This window comes from Specibacter sp. BI4, from assembly GCF_056680095.1.
The window spans coordinates 1,994,713-2,015,760 of the sequence record NZ_CM155265.1; the positions used below are offsets into that span (position 1 = coordinate 1,994,713).

Annotated in this window: 12 protein-coding genes and 2 pseudogenes; 9 read left to right on the top strand and 5 right to left on the bottom strand. The window is 53.0% G+C overall.

The annotated features are described in order from the left end of the window. The first annotated feature begins 101 nt into the window (after positions 1 to 101). From AC1L6K_RS09200 to AC1L6K_RS09235, 8 genes are all read left to right on the top strand, one after another. Positions 102 to 737 (top strand): hypothetical protein, encoded by a 636-nt coding sequence (locus AC1L6K_RS09200; RefSeq protein ID WP_480952394.1) that lies wholly within the window; start codon positions 102 to 104, stop codon positions 735 to 737. Between the two features lie 928 nt (positions 738 to 1,665). Further along, a complete protein-coding gene (locus AC1L6K_RS09205) occupies positions 1,666 to 2,670 on the top strand; it encodes a glycosyltransferase family 2 protein (protein ID WP_480952723.1) in 1,005 nt (334 codons plus the stop codon). 161 nt (positions 2,671 to 2,831) lie between these two features. After that, positions 2,832 to 5,120: a glycosyltransferase family protein gene (locus tag AC1L6K_RS09210; RefSeq protein WP_480952395.1), complete on the top strand. Its 2,289-nt coding sequence runs from the start codon at positions 2,832 to 2,834 to the stop codon at positions 5,118 to 5,120. Between the two features lie 93 nt (positions 5,121 to 5,213). After that, positions 5,214 to 5,813: a hypothetical protein gene (locus tag AC1L6K_RS09215; protein WP_480952396.1), complete on the top strand. Its 600-nt coding sequence runs from the start codon at positions 5,214 to 5,216 to the stop codon at positions 5,811 to 5,813. A gap of 86 nt (positions 5,814 to 5,899) precedes the next feature. After that, positions 5,900 to 9,025 (top strand): glycosyltransferase, encoded by a 3,126-nt coding sequence (locus AC1L6K_RS09220; protein ID WP_480952724.1) that lies wholly within the window; start codon positions 5,900 to 5,902, stop codon positions 9,023 to 9,025. After that, complete coding sequence (locus tag AC1L6K_RS09225; RefSeq protein ID WP_480952397.1) at positions 9,022 to 10,971, top strand: glycosyltransferase family 2 protein; 1,950 nt, start codon at positions 9,022 to 9,024, stop codon at positions 10,969 to 10,971. The genes AC1L6K_RS09220 and AC1L6K_RS09225 overlap by 4 nt, the downstream gene beginning before the upstream one ends. Before the next feature lie 162 nt (positions 10,972 to 11,133). Next, positions 11,134 to 12,690: an IS21 family transposase gene (gene istA / locus AC1L6K_RS09230; protein WP_480948876.1), complete on the top strand. Its 1,557-nt coding sequence runs from the start codon at positions 11,134 to 11,136 to the stop codon at positions 12,688 to 12,690. Next, entirely contained in the window at positions 12,687 to 13,436 is a 750-nt protein-coding gene (locus AC1L6K_RS09235; protein WP_480948877.1) for an ATP-binding protein, read from the top strand. Before istA ends, AC1L6K_RS09235 begins: the two co-directional genes overlap by 4 nt. 315 nt (positions 13,437 to 13,751) lie before the next feature. On the opposite strand, the gene AC1L6K_RS09240 is transcribed toward AC1L6K_RS09235, so the two are convergent. The 4 genes and pseudogenes from AC1L6K_RS09240 to AC1L6K_RS09255 form a co-directional block, all read right to left on the bottom strand. Then, positions 13,752 to 15,377 (bottom strand): glycosyltransferase family 61 protein, encoded by a 1,626-nt coding sequence (locus AC1L6K_RS09240; RefSeq protein WP_480952398.1) that lies wholly within the window; start codon positions 15,375 to 15,377, stop codon positions 13,752 to 13,754. Positions 15,378 to 15,433: 56 nt separating this feature from the next. Then, a complete protein-coding gene (locus AC1L6K_RS09245; protein WP_480952399.1) occupies positions 15,434 to 16,804 on the bottom strand; it encodes a UDP-glucose dehydrogenase family protein in 1,371 nt (456 codons plus the stop codon). Positions 16,805 to 16,848: 44 nt separating this feature from the next. Then, the gene (gene rfbA, locus AC1L6K_RS09250) at positions 16,849 to 17,715 is read right to left on the bottom strand and encodes a glucose-1-phosphate thymidylyltransferase RfbA (RefSeq protein WP_480952400.1); all 867 of its coding nucleotides are present in this window, start codon (positions 17,713 to 17,715) and stop codon (positions 16,849 to 16,851) included. Positions 17,716 to 17,915: 200 nt separating this feature from the next. Further along, a pseudogene (locus tag AC1L6K_RS09255) lies at positions 17,916 to 18,346 on the bottom strand (transposase family protein); the annotation flags it as partial. Positions 18,347 to 18,600: 254 nt separating this feature from the next. Here AC1L6K_RS09255 and AC1L6K_RS09260 point away from each other — a divergent pair. Further along, on the top strand, positions 18,601 to 19,425 hold the full coding sequence (locus AC1L6K_RS09260) for an ISAs1 family transposase (protein ID WP_480952401.1): 825 nt from the start codon (positions 18,601 to 18,603) through the stop codon (positions 19,423 to 19,425). 480 nt (positions 19,426 to 19,905) lie between these two features. On the opposite strand, the pseudogene wecB reads toward AC1L6K_RS09260, so the two are convergent. Further along, positions 19,906 to 21,030: pseudogene (gene wecB / locus AC1L6K_RS09265) on the bottom strand (non-hydrolyzing UDP-N-acetylglucosamine 2-epimerase); the annotation flags it as partial. Positions 21,031 to 21,048: the final 18 nt, after the last annotated feature.

Here is a 21,048-nt window from a genome sequence, read left to right on the forward strand (position 1 = left end):
TCGCTAAGGTAGACATTCATGGGCCATGGGTCCCGCAATCGCACACAACGATTCTATTGTTGTGCCAAGGTGTTACTCAGAATGCTGTCAGACATACACTCATGTCGCTGTTTGAGTCGTCGGTCCAGAACTTTGAGGCTATCTGCATCGATGTCGCCTCGGACGGACTGGCCGCACTGACATCGTGGACCGAAAACGATCCCCGCATCAGCTTTGCAACAGGGTTGCCCGCGGCTCTTCCGCACGTCGGCGCCATACTTGTACTACCGGCGGGATGGATTCTTACTCCTTTCAGCTTGTCGGCCATGTGGGGGTCCCTTGCCCTGCCCGGAGTCGAAGTATTGCGCAGTGTCGCTGATGGAGCTCCTGGAACACTGGAATTCTGGAATGCGGAATGGCTGGCTGGCCAAGGCGAACGGGCCGACGCCGAATCCACGGCACGGAAAGTTGGTGTGGAACGTTGGATTTCAGCGGAGGGACTGGGTATCCACGCGTGGGACTTGCCAGCACCACGAGTATTCTTCAGGCGTGGAGCCGCTGACAAATATGTTGTGGACGTTGTGGCCTATGACGCCGCTGACAAGAAGGTTTTGGACCGCAAGGACAACGAAATTAACGGCTTGAAGAAAGAAATTCGAGAGCTCAACGGACTCTTGGCTTCTCATGGCAGTGGTCAATCTACGGTACTTAATATGATTTTCATGAAAGCCCGTCGTCGTTTTGGTAGATTTCGCTGATGGGACCTTCGCTATGACCTCATCTGGAGCGTCAGTGGTCAAGCCGCTGAGAACAATTAGTGGCGTTGGCTCTGTCGATGCTCCACAAATCTTGGCGGCACTTGAAATACCCTATGTACCCAGTAGATGGGCGTTGCGTGATCTGGCGTCAGCTGGTCTGCCTTCTGAATCCAGTCCTGGCCCCTGGCATGACGACTATGTTTTGACTTTCGATTCCGTGGCACAAGCTCGTGAAGCACTTCCGCTGTTGACCAGTGAGGGGGTTGCCAAGAATCTGGCACTAGTTCTAGCCCTGCCGGACAGTGCCACAGATACATCTGGACTGGGGATCCCGGAGCTAGGTAGCGGCCAAAATCTCAACGTGAGGACAACTGGTGCGGTCGACCGCCACCATGTAACTCAGATCAGCGGTTCGTCATGGACCAGTATTCACTCGTTCCTGTTAGCAGTTGTGGGCTATCCTCCCAACGATCTGCGCCAATTGCCGTACCAGGGGCTGCGACTCGGGGTGAGTAGCCTAGCTTCATCGATTTGGACGGTAGGCGATTCGCTGGCGAGGAGGATCGATGCAGCAGAGGACCAAACTCAGGTACCGGTGGTAGATGGAATAGATGTCATTGCGCAGGATATGCGCCGGCCTCAGTGGCTCGCGGAAGCTACGACTTGTGTCTCATCATCTACACGAGCCGAAGTCGAGCTACCGCCGATTGATCCGATGATTTTCTCGCCCCGCGGTTTTGACCCTTACCCCGGTAAGGGCCTCGCCGAGATCATCTCCGATGGTGCCGCATGGACCATCTCATCGGAGGGGAACGCAGTTGGGAAACCATTCCGAACGCTCAATGAACATGTCGTGACAGCGCTCCGCTCCTTCCAGCTGGTTGATGTTTCTGGACTCGGGTCAGGCTGCTCATGGCCCATAGCTCGGATGCTGTCGCAGCTCGCATCAGCTGGTGTCCCGCTGAAGACGGTTCGTCTTGATGCCCACGTCTCCGAACTTTTGGGGGCTGGATTGACTTCCCAATTAGAGGGTGAAGGTCCGGTGAATGGCACCGCTTCTGAACGGGAATCTCGATCCATTGATCTCCGTAGAGTGGCACTGAAGCGATTCTTACCTGGTCCTTTGCTTGAGGGATTGGAGTTTGCAGGCCAATCTAAACGGTTCGCCTGGCCGTCGGTTTCAGTCGTGCTCTCTACACGGCGGCCGAGTCTAATCCCTCAGATATTGCATCAGCTCTCTAAGCAGTCTTACGCAAACTTGGAGACCGTTTTGGCGGTTCACGGGGCCATGGAGCTTCCGGCGGTCGCGAGGTCAGCGATTGCAGCATTTCCTGGAACCATACGAGTTATCTCATTCGAGCAGACAGTCCCTTTTGGCGAGGTGTTGAACCAAGCCTGTGCTGCCGCTGGGGGCCAACTAGTTACAAAAATGGATGACGACGATTGGTACAGCGCGTTCCATGTTGAGGATCTGGTACTGGCCCAAGCTTATTCGGGGGCACAGCTGGTAGGTGCACCCGTTGAATTCTCCTACTTGGAGGGCATAGACGTAACAACACGGCGGAGTCATCGAGGCGAGTGCTATACCGATCACGTGGCAGGTGGAACCATGCTGATCTCAAAGGAAGACTTACGAGCTGTAGGAGGGTGGCGCAAAGTCTCTAATGCTGTAGACCGCGGACTCATCGACGCGGTATTGGCAGCTGGCGGCAACGCTTACCGAACACACGGGCAAAACTACGTTATGCATCGCAGGGCTCCAAGTGAATTCGGGATGCAACATACATGGGCTGCAGACCACTCAGTGTTCTTAAGAGATGTCCGAGAACAGTGGAGTGGACTTGTCTTGCCGCCGCAGTTTTCTGATGCAGAGTGGCCTGCGCCAGGAGGGTCGCGAGCAAAGCAATATCGCAGTATATTTAGCGGAAATTAATTCATTCAACATTTGCGGAAACTTGGCAGTATTTTAATCTAAAACACAGGAACACTATTAAACTTAGATATGTTGGCCAAGTCAAAGGCTATGTTTGTTACATGTCAACTGCAACGCTGAATAATATTTGAGTCAAATAGAATAAAAGGTGGTGTACTGTCATGAGAAAGCATATTAGCGCAACTCGAATTATAATAAATCGAAAATTGCATTTCATTACGGATGCTCTCAAAGATATTTTTCTTTTGGCGCACACGAAGTCGTTTTCGAGAGAATACTATGAGTCTCAGCTGAAGCACATATTCAGATCAAGGTTATATGCGATTTTTCACTATGTGGTCCGTGGTGCGAAGGCCGGCACTATGCCCAATCCGCTTTACTCTGGGCTGTGGTTGTCGGAACAGGGATTAGAATTCCGCAACTTGGCTGAGTATCTTAGGCGAGCAGATGAGCTGGGTAACCCATCGCCGCATCCACTTTTCAGTCCGATGATTTTTCAGGAACGAAATCCTGCCGTCAGCTCACGTAGGGGGCTCTTTGAAGCGTTCATGGCAAACGTCACGGCTTCGACCCAGCTTTCATTTACTACTGAAGCGCTGGCGGGTGGGGGCAGTCTGACTTTCGGCGAGTTGATGACCGCTAAGGGGGTCCGGAACTTTTCGGTTGCTACGAGAAGTGACCCGATAAGTATAATTGTGGATGATGTTAGCTCCTTGACTCGAGCTGTAGAATTCATAAATTCAGTTTCTGGGGGTATTTCGGGGCCGCCCTACGAGCTGATTTTGATACCCTCAACAGCACGCATTGATCTCTTGCATTTGTTGGAATGGCTACAATTTTCCTATCCGGCACTCAAGGTATATCGCCGATCACCAGCTGAGTCCCGTGGACAAGCACTCAATGAGGCGACTCATCTGGCTAGTGGCGAGCGACTAATCTTCGCACACGCGGGTCATAGGATTTCGGCGCCTGGAATTGAGAAGATGTCCCGTCTCCTGCAGTCGCCCGAGGTAAAGGTTGTGCAGCCTTTAGTCGTGGACAGGACCGGGCTAATTTCTAGCGCCGGAATTGCCTTTCCGTCCTTAAATCCTGTTCCCTGGTTGCGGGGTATCTCGCCGGAAACTGCTGAAATGACTGAACGGTTTTACATTCCGGCTGCACAATTCCCCTATATGGTGCGCAAATCGGACCTCCCTCTTGGACAGATTTTCAATGAGGAGTCCAATGCCAGATGGCTGGACGTTGACTTGGCACTTCGCATAGCTGCGGGACGAGACTGCGCCATTGTATTGGAGAGGGGTGTTACTGTCGTGCGTGTCATGAAATCGCCATATGAACCATTACCAGTTGAGAATTCGATTGGATCAAACTATCGATTCACGTGGCCAGGCTTGCTACCGGTGATCCGTATCCCTGCGTCTTCAACGGCTTTGCACATTCCTACGGCTCTTCTGCCAGAGCTAGGTGTTGGCGTGTCAGTCATTCAGATGCTTAAGCCGAAGGAAATCAAGATTTCAGACTCTGGCATTCCACAACTGCGGTGGTCCATTAAAACGTCGGCGCCGGCGGTCTTAGACAGTAATGACCCTTATCGATGGGGGGACTCGTACTTCGCCAATTCCTTGCGGGACGCACTGGTTCGGCTTGGTCAGGTGGTCAGTGTGGACTGTTTGGAAAACAAGAATAAGTCCACTGGATACTTGGATGACGTAGTTCTCAACATACAGGGATATGAAGGCATAGTTCCTGTTGACAATGCAATCAATATTACTTGGGTTATAAGTCACCCGGAGCTTGTCACTCGCGAGGACGTGCAAGATTGCCATCTTGTATATGCCGCAAGTCATCATTGGTCTGAGACTAAGTCGAAGGAATGGAACGTTGAGATAGGGCTGCTCCTGCAATGCACGGACCAGTTTCTGTTCAACAACTCAGCCGTTCAGGTCGTCGAGTCTACGGACATTGCGTTCGTTGGTAATGCACTAAGTCGGGAGAGACTCCTCGTTGAAGACGCCGTAACTATGGGTCTAAAACTGGCTATTTACGGCAAGGGTTGGCACGGCCGCGTTCCAGAGGAGATGATTCGTGCGGAGCACATTGACAATGAGGATCTCTGCGAACTCTACCAATCGGCAAGAGCGGTACTCAACGATCATTGGCCCGATATGAGAGAGCAAGGGTTCCTGTCTAACAGGGCTTTCGACGTCGTTGCATCCGGCGGGAAAGTAATAAGTGATGCCGTGAAGGGAGTTCCAGAGGAGCTCCTGGCTGATATGGAGATAGGTTTTGACTTGAGTATTCTCCTCCCACAAGAGCGTTCTTCCAACACTTCAAGAGTTGGGGAAACAGTACGTAGGTCCTCTCCCTCCGAATTCGTACTTGAAAATCATACGTTTGATGTCAGAGCGAAGAGACTTCTCGAGGACGTGAGAAAAATTGTGGAGCGTTGACCCAGGTCGAAATCAAGACATATTCAAAGATTGTATTACGGCATTAGCGCCGCATTATTAAAATCACAGATAATTGGAGGATGACTCCTTATAATGGAAAAATCGTCAGCGCTTGAAGAATTAGAGCTTCGTGTTAGGAATTTGACAGCCGAGCGTGATGCTCTTGCTGTCTTAGCTGAATCATACAAGGGCAGCATCGCCGTTTTGTCGCACGCTTATGCAACTGCAAACGTCCAGCTGACGCAAGCGTTGGAGTTGTCAGAGGCTTTGACATCACAATACCGAGATATAGCCCGCGACAGAGCCGAAAGTATTACCCATCTATTGCACGGTAGTCGAACAATTGTTGGCAATACCTTGAAGAGGCAAAATGGGTCTGCTGACCTTAGCGCTAGCGAAAAGCTTGAGGCGGTGATCGCTAAGCGGGAACAGAAACTGATTAGGGGTGTGCGCAATCCGTCATTTAGTGCCGCACGGCTCTTGACTGGTTTTTCCGATGGAAAGTTTTCTCGGCTGCATTCAACTCATGAACAAAATGCTAATTATGAGGGAAGGCTTGAATATTTAGCCCAGCTCGACAAGGAAATTAGTAGGCTCATGTCCAGCCAAGCCTATCTTTTGCGGGCTAAATTGGCTGCAAAGGCTGCAAAGGCTGGGAAGTCAATGAAGTCACACCTGGGACAGAGTAAGTGACGTCATCAACGGGCTTGCCCGTGATGAATCTTTATGGGTTGCCACTGGACTTGAACACCTCGCTCAGGCTACAACCAGCTCCGGGTATGCTACTGCGCAGGCTAGAAAAGGCTCCCACTGTCACCGTTGTGGTTCCTGTCTTCAACGGAGGTGGGGCAGTTAGGCGATGTCTCGACTCCCTTGTGGAACATGGCAGTGGCCTGAAAATTATTGTGATTGACGATGCCAGCAGTGAACCAGAAACAGTCGCCCTCCTGGATCAGAGGTCCGCACGTGAAGATTTCACGTTAGTGCGGCATTCGGAAAACTGGGGATACACACGCACCGTAAACCAAGGAATATTACTTGCTCAGTCGGATGACGTCATACTACTGAACAGCGATACGGTTGTTGGCCCGCTGTGGGCCAAGCGCCTGAGATGGGTTGCATACTCTCGATATGATGTTGCAACGGCCACGGCGGTATCTGATAATGCGGGTGCAGTCTCGGTTCCAATACCTGGGAAATATAACCACTGGCAGGCACATCTCTCGTGGACAGAAGTGGCTCGGGCCGTAGCACAGTCGCCAGTGGGCTGGGAAACTGAGATCCCCACTGGACATGGATTCTGCATGTATATCCGAAGAGCGGCTATTGAACGTATCGGTGACTTTGATGTGGTGGCTTTTCCTTCCGGCTACGGGGAGGAAAACGACTTTTGCCAGAGGGCGATTGCGTCTGGCATGACTAACCTCCTTGCCCCACACGTGATAGTTCAACATGAACGCAGCCAATCATTTGGAGAGTCGCGTCGAGATTCGCTCATTGCGGAGGGGGCTGCTGTTCTAGCCAAGCGCTATCCAGCGTATGGAACGGATGTTTCAAGGTGGCTCAATTCGCCGGTTTTCAAGCAGCAATTGGCTGGACTCGGTCTGGTGCGCAGCAAGATTCAAGAGTGCGTTCGAGTGTTACCACGGCGTCTCTACGTTATACACAGGAGTGTTGGTGGCACGGTAGAGACCAACGCAGATCTCATGAAAGCGCTGGTCCATGATCAAGAATCACTAATTTTTGATAGTACTGGCAAAGGTGAATTGGGATTACATGTCTGGCGAGGAAACAGCGCCGTTTTGCTCCAAACATGGAAGCTCAAGCAAGGCTTCGGTGAAACGGATGAATGGCGAGCCGACTACGCCGAGATCTTGGTCCAGGTCCTGATTGGATTGTCGATTGAATTGGTGCATGTCAGGCACCTTTTTCAGCACCCAATGGCTACGGCCGCCAAAGTCCTAGACCTGCTTGACGTCCCTAGCGTAATCTCTACACATGATTTTTTCTACATTTCACCCTCGATTACATTGTTGGACGATCGCGCGGGAGTGAAGCCGGGGATCGCCATACCGGGGGTCGGAAACCACCTAATCGCTCATACTAGGACGGGCGACTCTGTGCCAATGACGGCTGAATGGTTGTCGGACTGGCAAGACCTCTCAAAGAGGGTTCTCAACTCATTTTCAGCGATGGTGGCAACCACTGACTCGGCTGCCAATATATACAGAGAAGCATATGGTGATGGCCTTCCTCCACTATCAATTATCCAGCATGGGCGTGATCTTGGCCCAAGGTGGGCTGCCTTAAGAGAAAATGGGCGCAGGCCTGGGCCATTGAGGATAGCCGCCGCTGCCAACTGGGATCCGTCCAAAGGCATCGAATATGTCAAGGAGATGGCCAAAGTCCTCGGCCCACTTGTAGAAATTCATGTACTCGGTAGGGGCTCAGAGCAGCTCGGAGAAGACATCATTTCTCACGGTCCGTATAATCGTGATTCATTGCGCCCAATATTAGCGGAAATTGATCCCGACATCATGGGAATGTTCTCTGTGTGGCCAGAAACTTACTCCCATACTTTGACTGAGTCGTGGGCATTTGGTGTTCCGGTGATCTCTACCGACATTGGCGCGGTAGCAGAGCGAATTCGACATCACGGTGGCGGATGGCTAGTGCCTGTGGACGACGCCGGCGGAGCTGCTTCACTAGTTAGAGAGCTAGTTTGTGACCCGGAACGCGTCTCCGGAATGCGGCGCAAAGTTCCTCGCAATGAAATTCGAGGAACGACTACAATGTCGCGGGACTACCTTGACCTCTATGAAAAGGTCTCACGCGGGATCAGAGGCCGGCCGCGGGTTGGATTCATAATTAGGGAGGGCCAGCCGGCCTCGGCTCACATACGCTTGCTCAGATGGTTTGCAAATCACACAGCCGACGAGAAAGTCGATTTCCGGCAGGCATCTGTGCAGGACTTAGTTTTTGGCACGGACACTACCCACTACGATGCGCTAATCGTCCAACGTGATGCAGTGCCATCGGAATATTCAGACCAATTGCTTTCTTGGGTACGAGCAACCCAGACGAAAATCATTTTGGAGCTTGACGATGATCTGGTTTCTGAACAGGGAGTGCACTCACTGAAACATGACCCGTATTACTCACAGGAACGGCTTCTGGGCATTCGTAAGTTAGCGGAAGCCGCAAGTTTGATTACTGTGTCGACTCCTGCATTGGAGGCATCCATAGGACATGAGTATTCGAGGGTCGAGATAGTAAAAAATGTCTTGGATACCCGGCTTTGGCAGAGCGAAAGACCTCAGATAAGCCCACCTAATGACGGAGTGACTCGCATACTCTACATGGGTACCAAAACCCACAAACAGGATTTTCAAATACTAATCCCCGTCATGGAAGAGTTGTCGGCCTCAGGCGCGAACATAGTTTTGGAAGTTATCGGTGTAGGTGACGAACTGCCTGAGCACCCGTGGTTGCGGATTATTTCTGTCCCGCATGGAGCCAGTAGCTACCCTATTTTTGTTTCATGGCTGCGCAGCATCCAGCAGAGATGGAGCTTGGGACTTGCCCCACTTGTCCAGTCGCCAATAAATGCGACAAAGAGTGAGCTGAAATTGCTTGAGTATGCAATGCTTGATTTGCCGGTCGTAGCGAGCAATGTAGGACCTTACGCGATTGCGAACGAGAACCTGGCAGTAAAAACGGCGAATACACCTGATGCATGGGTAGAGGCGATTATGACGCTCGTAAATAATAAGGAACTCTCCCGCGAGACTTCAATACGTTCGAAGAAACATGTGACAACAAACCTAATGATGGATGGACCCAACGTCGACACATGGGTCAATTTGATATTCAGCACAGCTATTGACGAAGAATCTGTTCTGTGACCACCTCTGATCAATCGGGAATGACTGTGCATATGAAAACTCAAAACATCGTCGGCATCGTGGGTCGTGGCGATAAATTTGGGTTTCGCCGGTCATGGATCCATGAGCTTGTTACGAGCGCTTCTAATTCCGGCTCATCAATATTTGTTGAAGTCGATCAGACCACGAATGAACTGCCATACTCTTTGGTCTTTTGCCAGCTCACCTCGACTACCTACCAGGAACACAAGCCCTTCCTAGCGGCAATGATTGAGCGAAACGTTCCGATTGTTCTCGATATTGTTGATCAAGAAATCGTTGTGTCAGCAAATATTGAAATTATGAGTTCTGCAATATTGGCTTTGACGGAATTTGACTCTGTAGCCAGGATTATTCGGCATGTCTGTCCACGAGTTATGGTCTGGGGTGAAAATGCAACGACTGTTAGGTCGCAAGATGCAGTCCCTAGTGGACACGCAGGCGAGCCAAAGAATTGGTTGTGGATAATTGACCAAGCAGTATCCGAAGAGGCTTATAAAGCAAAGCTGTCCTGCTTTGAAGACGCAATGCGATTGGGGGTCAATGACAGACTTACAATCGTCGGTGCTAGATCCGGTTTCGTCCTTCCTGATTGGATTGAAGTGCTCACGGTCCCAGGAAGTATTTCCAGGCTAGGAGGATCCGCGTTCAGTGTATGGCTCGAGCATGTCAACGAAGGGTGGGACTCAACCCATTGGGACGCAGATGAAGGGTGGTATCTCTCGTGGCTATATCAGGATTTAGGGCTACAGATTTTCACTGGGCCTTCGATTGGCACTTTAACTAAAGTTTCGTGGCCGAATAGCCAAATTCTGTCTGATGAGGACAGGATTCGTCGAATGCAACAAACCGTTTTGGCAATGCTTGAACCAGACAAGGATAGGGACAGCAAAGAAATAGGCGTCGTAGTGAGTGACTATAACCAGAAGGAAGTACTAAAGCGACAACATTTAGCTTTCTCGGATGCGGAAACTGCACTGACACGAGCGATCTCTTCAAATGTTCCTCTTGTAAGTATTCTCATTCCGGCCTATAACCGACCGGAGTATTTGATTCATGCTTTGGAAAGTGCACTGTTTCAGACGTACGGAAATATTGAAATTATTATAGGCGATGACAGTACGACCGATGACGTCGAGAAACTCATTAGATCAGTATATTTGCCAAAATATTCCAATATTAGATATTGGCGTAATGGACAAAATAAAGGTCAATATCAAAACGATCTAGATCTTTTGGCGTTTTCTGATGGCGAATATGTAAATGTTCTTATGGATGATGACCTTTTGCATCTTGATAAAATCAGATCACAAATGGAATATTTTCTTGGAGAAGGTGGCGATCAAATCGGTCTCGTCACTTCGCATCGGGCAGTGGTTGACGCCGAAGGGGTATTTAAGAGTATTTTTTCAACTACAAAGAATTTGTTCAAGGAAACAGTTCGATTAAGTGGACGGGAGGCCATCGATAAATCTTTGCTTGCAAATAGTAACTTCTTTGGAGAACCCACAACTGTGCTGTTCCGCAAGTCAATGCTTGAAGAAGACTTTGGGTCATTGTTCGGACGCAAATATGTGTGCAATGTCGACCACTCCTCATGGCTTCAAATATTGCAAAGAGGTGACGCTATCTTCATGAACGGTACCCTTAGCGCATACCGTTTTCATGAAGGGCAGCAGTCTTGGACTGCGCGTGCAGCCCTAGGTGGTGCGGTCGACTTCGCTCATGCAACTTTGGAGCTGCATTTCCGGGGGTACCTGAAACAGGGCGACGAATTCAAAATAGCGGCCAGAAAATGTCTAGATCGAATAGAAACAGAACAGGCAAAAATTATCGATCCAAACGCTCTGGACGAGGAAAGTGCCCAGCTCTATGTGGAAGCGTCGGAGTACGTTGTGAGAATCCAAGGGATTTTGGTTGGGAGCTGATTGTTGAATATTGGCTTCTGTGGGCTCCGCCTGTGGTGCGGGTAAGCGCCATCGCTCGGCAGTGCGGCCGGTGTGGTTGAACACCACCATTGGTGTGGTTGAGCACCACCTGCAAGGCTCCTTCCACCATGTGATGGCCACGTGGTGGAAGGAGTACTGGTAATGGTACGGAAGATCAAAGCGAAGCTGGTGTTGCAGCTACGTAATCAAAACCTGTCGCGTAGAGCGATTGAGTCCGCTCACAAGATATCCCGGCACAGCATTCAGGCTGTCCTGGATGCGGCGCAGCTGGCAGGACTTGGTTGGGATGACGTCGCCGAGCTGTCGGAGGCCGAGGTATACACGGCGTTGTTTCCCGGCCGCGGGGTCCGGGAAAGCGTGTTCGCGCAGCCAGACTGGGCTCGGGTACACACCGAGCTGGCGCGGGTTGGGGTGACGTTGAAGCTTTTGCATCAGGAGTATGTCGACGAGACTTCTCGCGCGGGGCAAGCGGTCATGAGCTACGACAGGTTCTGTCGGCTTTATGGTGAGCACGCGGCCGTGACTGGAGCATCGTCCCGGGTTGGTCACAAGGCTGCCCGCAGCATCGAGGTGGACTGGTCCGGACCCACGATGCAACTGCTGGATCCGAGCACCGGTGAGCTCTCGAAAGTGTATTTGTTCGTCGCTTGCCTGCCGTTCAGCCGGTACGCGTTCGTGGAAGCGAGCCTGGATATGCGCCAGGGGTCCTGGCTGCGTGCACATGCATCGATGTTCGCCTTCTTCGGTGGCAGCGTTCCACGCCTGGTTCCCGACAATCTGAAGACCGGGGTGATCTCCCACCCCCGTGAGGGCGAGGTCGTTCTCAACGACGCCTACCGAGAAATGGCGGCGCACTATTCGGCCGCGGTACTGCCGGGCAGAGTTCGGGCACCAAAAGATAAGGCGAGCGTCGAAAACACGGTTTCACATGTTGCGACCTGGGTTATCGCGGGGCTTAGGCACGAGCAGTTCACGTCGTTGGCGCAGTTGCGCACCCGGATCCGGGAGAAGATCGATGCCTATAATCGGCAGCCGTTCCAGAAACGCCCCGGGTCCCGGCTCAGTGTGTTCACCACCGAGGAGCTGCCGCTGATGCAACCGCTACCGGCAGCTCCGTTCGAGATCAGCACGTGGATCTATAAGCGCAAGGTGAACAACAACGCTCACGTGGTCTGGGCGAAGAACTTCTACTCCGTGCCCTTTGGCCATATCGGCGCCCATGTTGACCTTCGCGTGACGGACACGATGCTGGAGGTTTATCGCAGTGATGAGCGTCTGACAAGCCACCTGCTGCTGCCGGCAAGCACGGTCAATCAGTATCAGAGCAACGACGCGGACTTGCCTGAGGGGCGCAGTTGGCAGGCTTGGGACCGGGACCGGATCGATGACTGGGCAGCCCGGATGGGCCCGGCTACGGTGACGGTGATCGGCAAGATCTTCGAAGCGGCCTCGATCGAGGAGGCTGGCTTTGACCCGGCGTTGGCGGTGCTACGCCTCTCTCGCCGGTTCTCCCCGGCCCGGGTCGAAGCGGCCTGTGTGCTGGCGTTGCGCGGGCCAATCCGCTCTCCTCGTTACGCACACCTGCGGCCAATCCTTGACACCGGGCAAGATAAAACGGGGCACGTCCCCGATGAGTCTGAGGCTGAGGACGGCGGATACGTCCGCGGCAGCGCCTACTACGCTGGCGGCACCCGATGAGCCGGCTGGACGGGGAGACCAAACGCAAGCTGCGTGAAATGAACGCCGGTGAACTCTTGGCCGCGATTGACAGTCAGGACGAGACGCTCAGCATCGGCATACCGTTCGAAGAGCGGGTGCGGTTAGTCGTCGATGACGCCTATTCCACCTTTACTCACTCCAAGGTCGAGGGTCTGATCCGGCGGGCGGGGCTGCGTTACCCAAACGCTGACCTGCGCCGCATTGATCTGCTCCAGGAGCGCAGCCTCAACCGAGAACTCCTGACCCAGCTCGGCACATGTTCCTTCGTGGCCCGACAGCAGAACGTTGTCTTCCAAGGATTCACCGGCTCGGGGAAATCGTATCTGGGATGCGCTCTGGCCAAACGCGCCTGCGAACACCGCATCAGAGCCCACTACGTCCGCATGCCCGACCTGGAGGAGGCCTGGGTCGCCGCGCAAGACAGCCCCGGCGGGTCCGGGAAGTTCCTGCGCAAGTACGCCGCGTTCACGTTGCTCGTCGTTGATGAGTGGTTGCTGGATCGGCCGACGGAATCGATGCGCGGCATGTTGCTGGAGCTGATGGAGCGCCGCTACGGCGAAACGTCAACCGTGTTCTGCACCCAGTATTCGCAGAAAGACTGGCACCAGCGCCTCGGCTCCGGTGTTCACGCGGACGCCATCATGGACAGGATCATCCACAACACGATCTGGGTCGAGACCGGCACCTACAACATGAGGGAGCACACCGCACAGGCCGACTCGTAATCCATGACGGAGGGCGTCAGTGGTTCCCAGCCACACCACCACTGGCGCTCTCTCACACGAACTGTGGTGCTGAACCGCACGATCAGGTGGTGCTCAAAGCCTCAAATACTCAGATTGTTGAATCGCGGCATGTGAAATCGCCAGATAAATGCGTCAGAGCATCGATCACAACAGAGCTACGAGCCGCCTACGTTCACGGGCAAGAAACCCGAATTCACTACGTACCACGGAGAATCATCATACGACGTGAACTCCTTAGGTCTTACAAAAAGTCTACTGGCTTTTCATGTTCAAAATAACATTCAGATTTTCCAATCATTTCACCAGTCTTATGGCTTCTTCTACAGAACTTCGATCAACAGTCCAATCCATTTGGGATTTTTGGAGGCCGAAATCAACTTTTGAACCGAGCACTATTTCCACATTTATGTTCTTAGCTCGACTAATAAGAATATCGTCCTTTAAGAAGAAATTACGGGGTGCCAAAATGATATTGTGAGACTTTTCCTTTTGGAAGCAAGATAAATACATCTGGCTACCTACGCAGCCAGCGAGCGAATACGACTCCCGGGCTAAGCGAACCTGCTCGGGAACACTGAGTTCCTCAGGTGTTACGATTTCGTAGCCAAATTCTGCGAAGCACTCCTCGATGGCCAATTCATTCTTGAGTCGCCGGGCTTGCGTTTTTCGGCGGGATAAGTAGATCTTTCGGGTTGGTGATGGAGTGTCAAACTTTGCACCTATCGTTTCCCAGGCGCTAGTCTGCAGCTTGGTGATTGAACGGTGAGTACGCATCGCAGTATCTGGAACAATTAGACGTTCGATTACATCATGTCGGGATGCATGTACGATTCTTTCCTTGGGTACTCCGGCCAAGTTCAATAAATCTTGTGTATGACGCCGCAAATAACTCTCATAGACGATGAACTGTACGTCTTCCTGCAAATCTGGATGTAGAAATTTAGTACCCCAAAGCCGAGTAAGTCCTTCCAAAATGGCATGCCCGAAGTGATTGTTTGCAGCCCCTATGAAGAAGTAGGTACCTTTTCGGTAGGTTGTAGGAGGTACCTCCCTTAGATGGAGCGATCCATCTTTCTCTTCCAGACGGTCGATGGATAGCTCCTTGTTTCCATCCATAACCGCATAGGATGCAGGAATCATTGATCCGTCGTTGGCTAGGATTAGCTGCCCGCCAAGTTGGCCATTGGAGTTTCTGCCTGTTATCACTCCACCCATAACATGAGCATTCTCGAGTAGCCATATTGACGGTGCTTCCACAGGTTCTGAATTCAGAATCCATGAATCCGGTAGCATGATATCTGCTGCCCGCATTGTATTTCCGAGCGGCACTGAGAGGCCGCGGATAAGGCTCGCCGGGGGAGAGGGATCGACCGTTTCCTGGCTCATATCAATGACGTAACGCCGGATGTCTTCTTTGCCGTTCCATGCGCTCTCACCAATTGAATTAGTTGTGGCTAATCCCGCTGCGGGCGTGTTTTCGGGAGTGCGATTGCCAAGATACATGCCCTCCGTAAGTTCGACAGAAGAGTCCGCCGATGCCTCGACGTCGAGGTTTGCCTCCAAAGAGTTTTCCGCCGGCTGTAACGCCTCGACGCTGTAAGAGGTGATCAAGCTCTGCATAAGGACAGGGGTCATTGGTGACACGAGGGTGCGTGTGGATGAATGAATTTCAACGACAAATCTTTGAGTCAAAATATCGCGCAGGGTGACCGTCTTTGAGAGTTGGACCGTGTACAGCAGATTATCAGCTACGGAGACTCGTGCGGTTAAATCTGGCCGCGTACCGCGGAGTTGAGCGGTACCTACAATCACGCCATTGAGTTTACATGTAACATTCGTGGTTGTTTGGTTTTCCGGATCCCAGGCCCAGCCAGTGATGACTAATTTTTCTAGGTCGACCTGTTCAATGTATCCGAGCATAGTCAATCCTTTTATTTATTTGAGTTTTACGGTTTGCGGAACTATTGGATATAATTCTAATTATCGAAGCGAGCTGGGGCAGTAGTCCGGTTGCGTTGCAGAACAGTGTCTGGACGATGTCCAAGTGCTTCAACTCGCCATCCAGCTTTACTCCACTGTTTATGGTGGAGTACATTCCGGCCATCGATAATTACTTTATTGGCAACCTGTGAATCAATGTCTTGAGGTGTCATGGTCTTGAACTCGTCCCATTCAGTGAGTAGCAGGACGACATCTGCGTCTTTGGTTACCTCAGACAAGGAGTTGCAGTACTTCAGCCTGGGGAACCGTTTGGCCGCATTGTTGTTGGCTTGCGGGTCGTAGACGTTAACCTCAGCGCCGGCATTGAAGAGCCTGGCGGCAATATCCAGTGCGGGGGAGTCCCTCACATCGTCACTGTTGGGCTTGAACGCCGTTCCCAAAATAGCAACATTCTTACCCGCAACGTCTCCCAATACTTCGGTAGCTAGGAAGACGACCCTTTCACGGCGCCGGAGATTTATCTCATCAACTTCGTTGAGGAATCTCATCGTGCGATCAAGTCCGAGTTCCGATATTCTGGCCTGCAGAGCGCGGATATCCTTGGGGAGGCAGCCACCGCCAAAACCTGCGCCAGCATTGAGGAATCTTCTACCGATTCTTTTGTCGTGACCGATGGCATCAGCCAAGGTCTTTATATCTCCGCCAACAGTTTCTATGACTTCTGCGAAGGCATTAATGAAGGAGATCTTGGTAGCCAGGAAGGCATTGGCAGCAACTTTTACCAGTTCGGCCGTTTCAAAATCCGTTGTAATGTATGGTGTCTCTCTTTGAAGCGCAGCTGCATAGACCTCGCGGAGAAGAAGATCTGCGGATTGCGAGTCGGTACCGACCACTAGGCGATCCGGGCGCAGAGTGTCCTTGACCGCAAATCCCTCGCGAAGAAATTCGGGGTTCCAGGCGAAGTCAATGTTTGAATCCGGGTGTGCCACTTCAGTTATCAAAGCCTTGAGCCGGCGGGAAGTGCCGACAGGAACAGTTGATTTACCAACAATCAATGCATTTCCTGTGATAGCGCTTGCGAGGGAGGTAACGGCATCATCAACGTATTGCATGTCGGCTGCTCCCTCGCCCGGTCGTTGAGGCGTTCCTACGGCGATGAAGTGGATATCACCGAAGTTTGCTGCTTCTTCAATCGAGGTGGTGAATCGCAAACGCCCAGAAGCTGTGTGCTTTTTCAGCAGCTCGGGAAGTTGCGGCTCGTGAAAAGGGAGTTTCCCTAAACTGAGCTCGTCAATCTTTTTTTTGTCGGTATCGACACCGAGAACTTCGAATCCAAGTTCCGCCATGCAAGCTGCGTGTGTCGCACCCAGATATCCCGTGCCGATTACTGTGAGGCGAGGAGCCATGATTCCCCCATCGGGTTCTTATCTAGTCGTTGCTAATGAAGTTTTTAGTGGTTGTCGAGAAGACCCAGCAGATATTTCCCGTATCCACTTTTAATCACGGGCAGGGCCCGTTCACGCAGCTCTTCATCGGAGAGAAATCCTTGGCGCCAAGCAACTTCCTCCGGTGAGCCAACTTTCAGGCCCTGGCGGCTTTCTACTGTTCGCACAAAGTTTGATGCGTCGTTGAGATCATCGAAGGTACCCGTATCCAGCCAAGCTGTGCCCCGCGGGAGAATCTCGACCTGAAGTTTGCCACGGGACAGATACTCACGGTTCACGTCAGTAATTTCCAGTTCGCCTCGGGGCGACGGCTTCAGGTTCCGAGCGATCTCTACGACATCGTTGTCATAGAAATACAGGCCAGGAACGGCATAGCTGCTGCGTGGCTTTTCTGGTTTTTCTTCCAGAGAGATTGCCAAACCGTTTGCATCGAACTCAACGACGCCATAAGATTTAGGATCTTTGACCCAGTACCCAAAGACGGCGCCACCGTCGATATTTTTGTGCTTTTGAAGTTGTGTACCCATACCAGGGCCGTAGAATATATTGTCTCCCAGAACCAAGGCTACGGATTCGTTGCCGATATGATCGGCGCCAAGGGTGAAGGCTTGAGCTAGGCCATCCGGCGAGTGCTGCTGAACGTAGGTGAGGTTGATGCCGAACCGGGAGCCATCTCCCAGTAGGCGTTGGAACTGATCCGCATCATGCGGGGTCGTAATGACGAGAATGTCACGGATGCCCGCCAAAATCAGCGTTGACAGGGGGTAGTAAATCATGGGTTTGTCGTATACAGGCATCAGCTGCTTACTGATTCCGTGTGTGATTGGATGAAGACGAGAACCGGTTCCCCCGGCCAATATGATTCCGCGCATTTGTTGATTATCCTGTGAATTTGGCCGGAAGCCAAATAGCCGTAAGAATCTCGTTCCTCAGACTGTAAATGACGGCACAGTGGCAGGGTTGATGCAAAGTCGACCGTAGGGCGGTGTCTTAAAATGTGGGATACCACCGGCCCGGCTGTGAATCGTGTGATCTCTCAGGACATCGGTATCACTTTGCCTGCCTGTTTTTATCTGCGGATGGGGGCACGGGGCTTCGTCTTGGGCTCCACCCGGGCCACACCCCGCTCCCGAAAGATCCGTGCAAGCGACGCCTAGGACGGGGCCTCCATCCCCAGGCCACCATTTTTTCGTGCACGCTGATCGGGCCGTGGTCCAGTCCCGAGGATTCCAGGGCGGCGCGCACCTTTACCGCTTCGTCTTTGCGGTCCTTAGAGACCTTCGAGGGGGAGCTCTTCGGCCGGCGTGAGCGTGGCTCCAAGGCAGCAGTCTGGCCTCCATCACGGGCCCTGCCTAGATCTTATAGAACGTCTTGCGGTGATCTCGTGCTCAGCGCAGAACGTGGTGACGGTACCGCGGGGGGGGGGGGGGGGGGGGGGGGGGGCATCAGGCCACTGGGCGATTGCGAGCGGACACGGGGATCGACAGGCTCATTCTTATTCACTGATCATTCTTTGCCACCGGCACCGGACGGCCAAACACCTGTAACACCGGCGGGAAGTGCCACCACCAAGAACCGCCGTTGTGTCACCGATGTGTTGAGGCAGAACTGTCACCGATGTCCTGCGAGATAACAGATTGTTCAGACCAATCATGTTTAGCCGGAGTTCCCGCACGCCATCTTCCACTATCGAGACCCTGTCACGCCAACTGGAGGACGTCCCTGCGCAGACCGAGGCCTCGTTGACGCCAAGGACGATGCGGGACCTGCTTGATTTAATCCCGGGTCCCAGAAAGCGGCGCGGCATCCGGCACGGGCTGACCGTGATCTCAGACTTGGCAGTCTGTGCGGTGCTTTCCGGGGCGAAGTCGTTCGCCGAGATAGCTGAGTGGGCCGCTGATACAGGGCGTGGCCCCTTGGCGAAGGTCGGAATCAAGCTACCGCACGTGACCACGATCCAGAGGGTCCTGGCCAGAGTTGACGGGGAGGTCTTCGACACCGTGTTCGGTGCGTGGGGCATTGCCCAGGTCAAGACCAAGGTCATCGCCAGAGATGGGAAGGAAGTGCGCGGGGCCAAGAACGGCGGTGGGGACGGCGTGCATTTGATGGCTGCTGTGGACCACGCCACCGGCACCAATCTGGGGCAGGTCAGCATCGGTATCAAGACCAACGAGATAACCCGTTTCGAGGACCTGCTGGGCACCATCAAGAACCTCGCCGGCATGATTGTCACAGCCTATGCCATGCATACCCAACGTTCCCACGCGGAGTACCTGATCAAACGCGGCGCCCACTACGAGTTGACAGTGAAAGGGGACCAGCGCAACCTGTGCAACGCCCGCTCAAGGAACTGCCTTGGAAGGGCGTCCCTGTGGCTAAGAAGCAGTCGTACAAAAGCCACGGACGCAAGGGCTCCCGTTTCATCAAGGTCGTCACCGTCGATGCCGGCATCTTGGTCCCGCACGCAGCTCAGGCCGCTCAGTTCACCTGCTCCCGCAAGATCAATGGTACGAAGTGGAGCGTGGAAACGGTTTACATCATCACTTCCCTGCCGGCAGAAACGGCCTGCGCGGCAGAGCTGAACGCAATGGTCCGCGGCCACTCGACCATAGAAAATGGCATCCATTGGATTCGGGGCGTGGTCGTTCTCGACGACAAGTCGATGATCAGAACCGGCAACGCACCCCGCCTCATGGCCTCCCTGAGGAACCTGGCGATCAGCCTCTACTCCATCGTAAGAATACCCAACATTGCCAACGCCACCAGACAAACCGCCAGAAGCGCCCACCGCGCCCTTAAACTCGCCAGAATCAGACCCCAACCTGCGACTTTGCATTAGCGCTGGCAAAGTGGCAGTAGTTGATAGGGCATGAACACGATTCTATCGGTCGGCCGAATGGATTCGAATAAGTTCAGTACCTTTTTGCTGGTTCGAACCAGCGTGCGGTCAAGATTCGCTGGCTGGGTTGGTAGGGGGAACCCTGCCATTTGCTGGAGCACCCAAGGTCCGGAGTGATCTTGGCTGCTGCAGCAACCAGATGTGTTGAGAATCCGTGTTTCGAATCGAAGTCGCTGGTGCGGGTTCCAACGCTCAACAGTTCGGCGATGGCAGCAACCGTGCGTACTACCGCCTTACCGTCACCGTAGGAAATCACCACAGGAGCCATGGCCTCAAAGTGGGCCGGATCATGAAGCAGCTGCTGCTTTACTTCGGCGACGATTCACTCCTCGTCTGTGCCAATTAGCTTGACGGTGCCGACAACCAAGGCCACGGGGCGTTCGCTGTTGCTACGAACGACCAAAACGGGTTTACCCAAACTTGGTGCTACTTCCTGAACTCCACCGGAATCGGTGAGAACCACATGGGCCCGAGACAGCATGTGCGTGAACTCGCCATAGGCCAACGGCTCGGAACCATAACTTTTGGCAAACCCTCGATGGCCGGCAGGACTGTTTCGTGGACCACTGGGTTCTTGTGGACCGGCAAAACGGTAGTCAGATTCGGCTCGGCCTGGGCAATACGGGCCAGAGCACGGCCGACCTAGCGCATCGCATCGTCTTGGGTTTCACGGCGGTGCGTGGTAACCAGCAGGATCTTGCGGCGGCTGAAGGCTAGTTCTTCCAAAGCGGTGTCAGTGAACTGGACCTTCTTACCCACCGCGGTCAGTAGCGCGGCAATAACCGTGTTTCCGGTGACCACGATGTCGGTCTCCGTGACGCCCTCGGCGAGCAAGTTGGTCTTGCTGGTGCTTGTCGGGGCCAGATGCAAACTGGCCACCTGTGTGGTGATGTTGCGGTTGGCTTCCTCCGGGAATGGGAAGAGCAGGTTGTGGCTGCGCAAGCCGGCTTCAGCTTGAATAACGGCGATGCCACGGTAGAACGCTGCGATCGCACCAGCTGTGGAGGTGGTGGTGTCGCCCTGAACGACCACAGCGTCAGACTTGGACTCTGCGAACAGCTTGTCCAGTCCGTTGATGGTGCGGGTGAAAATGTCAGAGGGACTGGCCCTGCTGCAGGATATCCAGATCATGGTCCGGGGTAATTCCGAACAGCTCGTTGACCTGATCAAGCATTTCGCGATGCTGACCCATCACTGTCACCACAAAGTTAAAAAGGTCTGATTGCATCAAAGCAGCAACAATGGGAGTCATCTTGATGGCTTCCGGGCGAGTGCCATAAATTGGCATGATGACGGGCTATTTTTC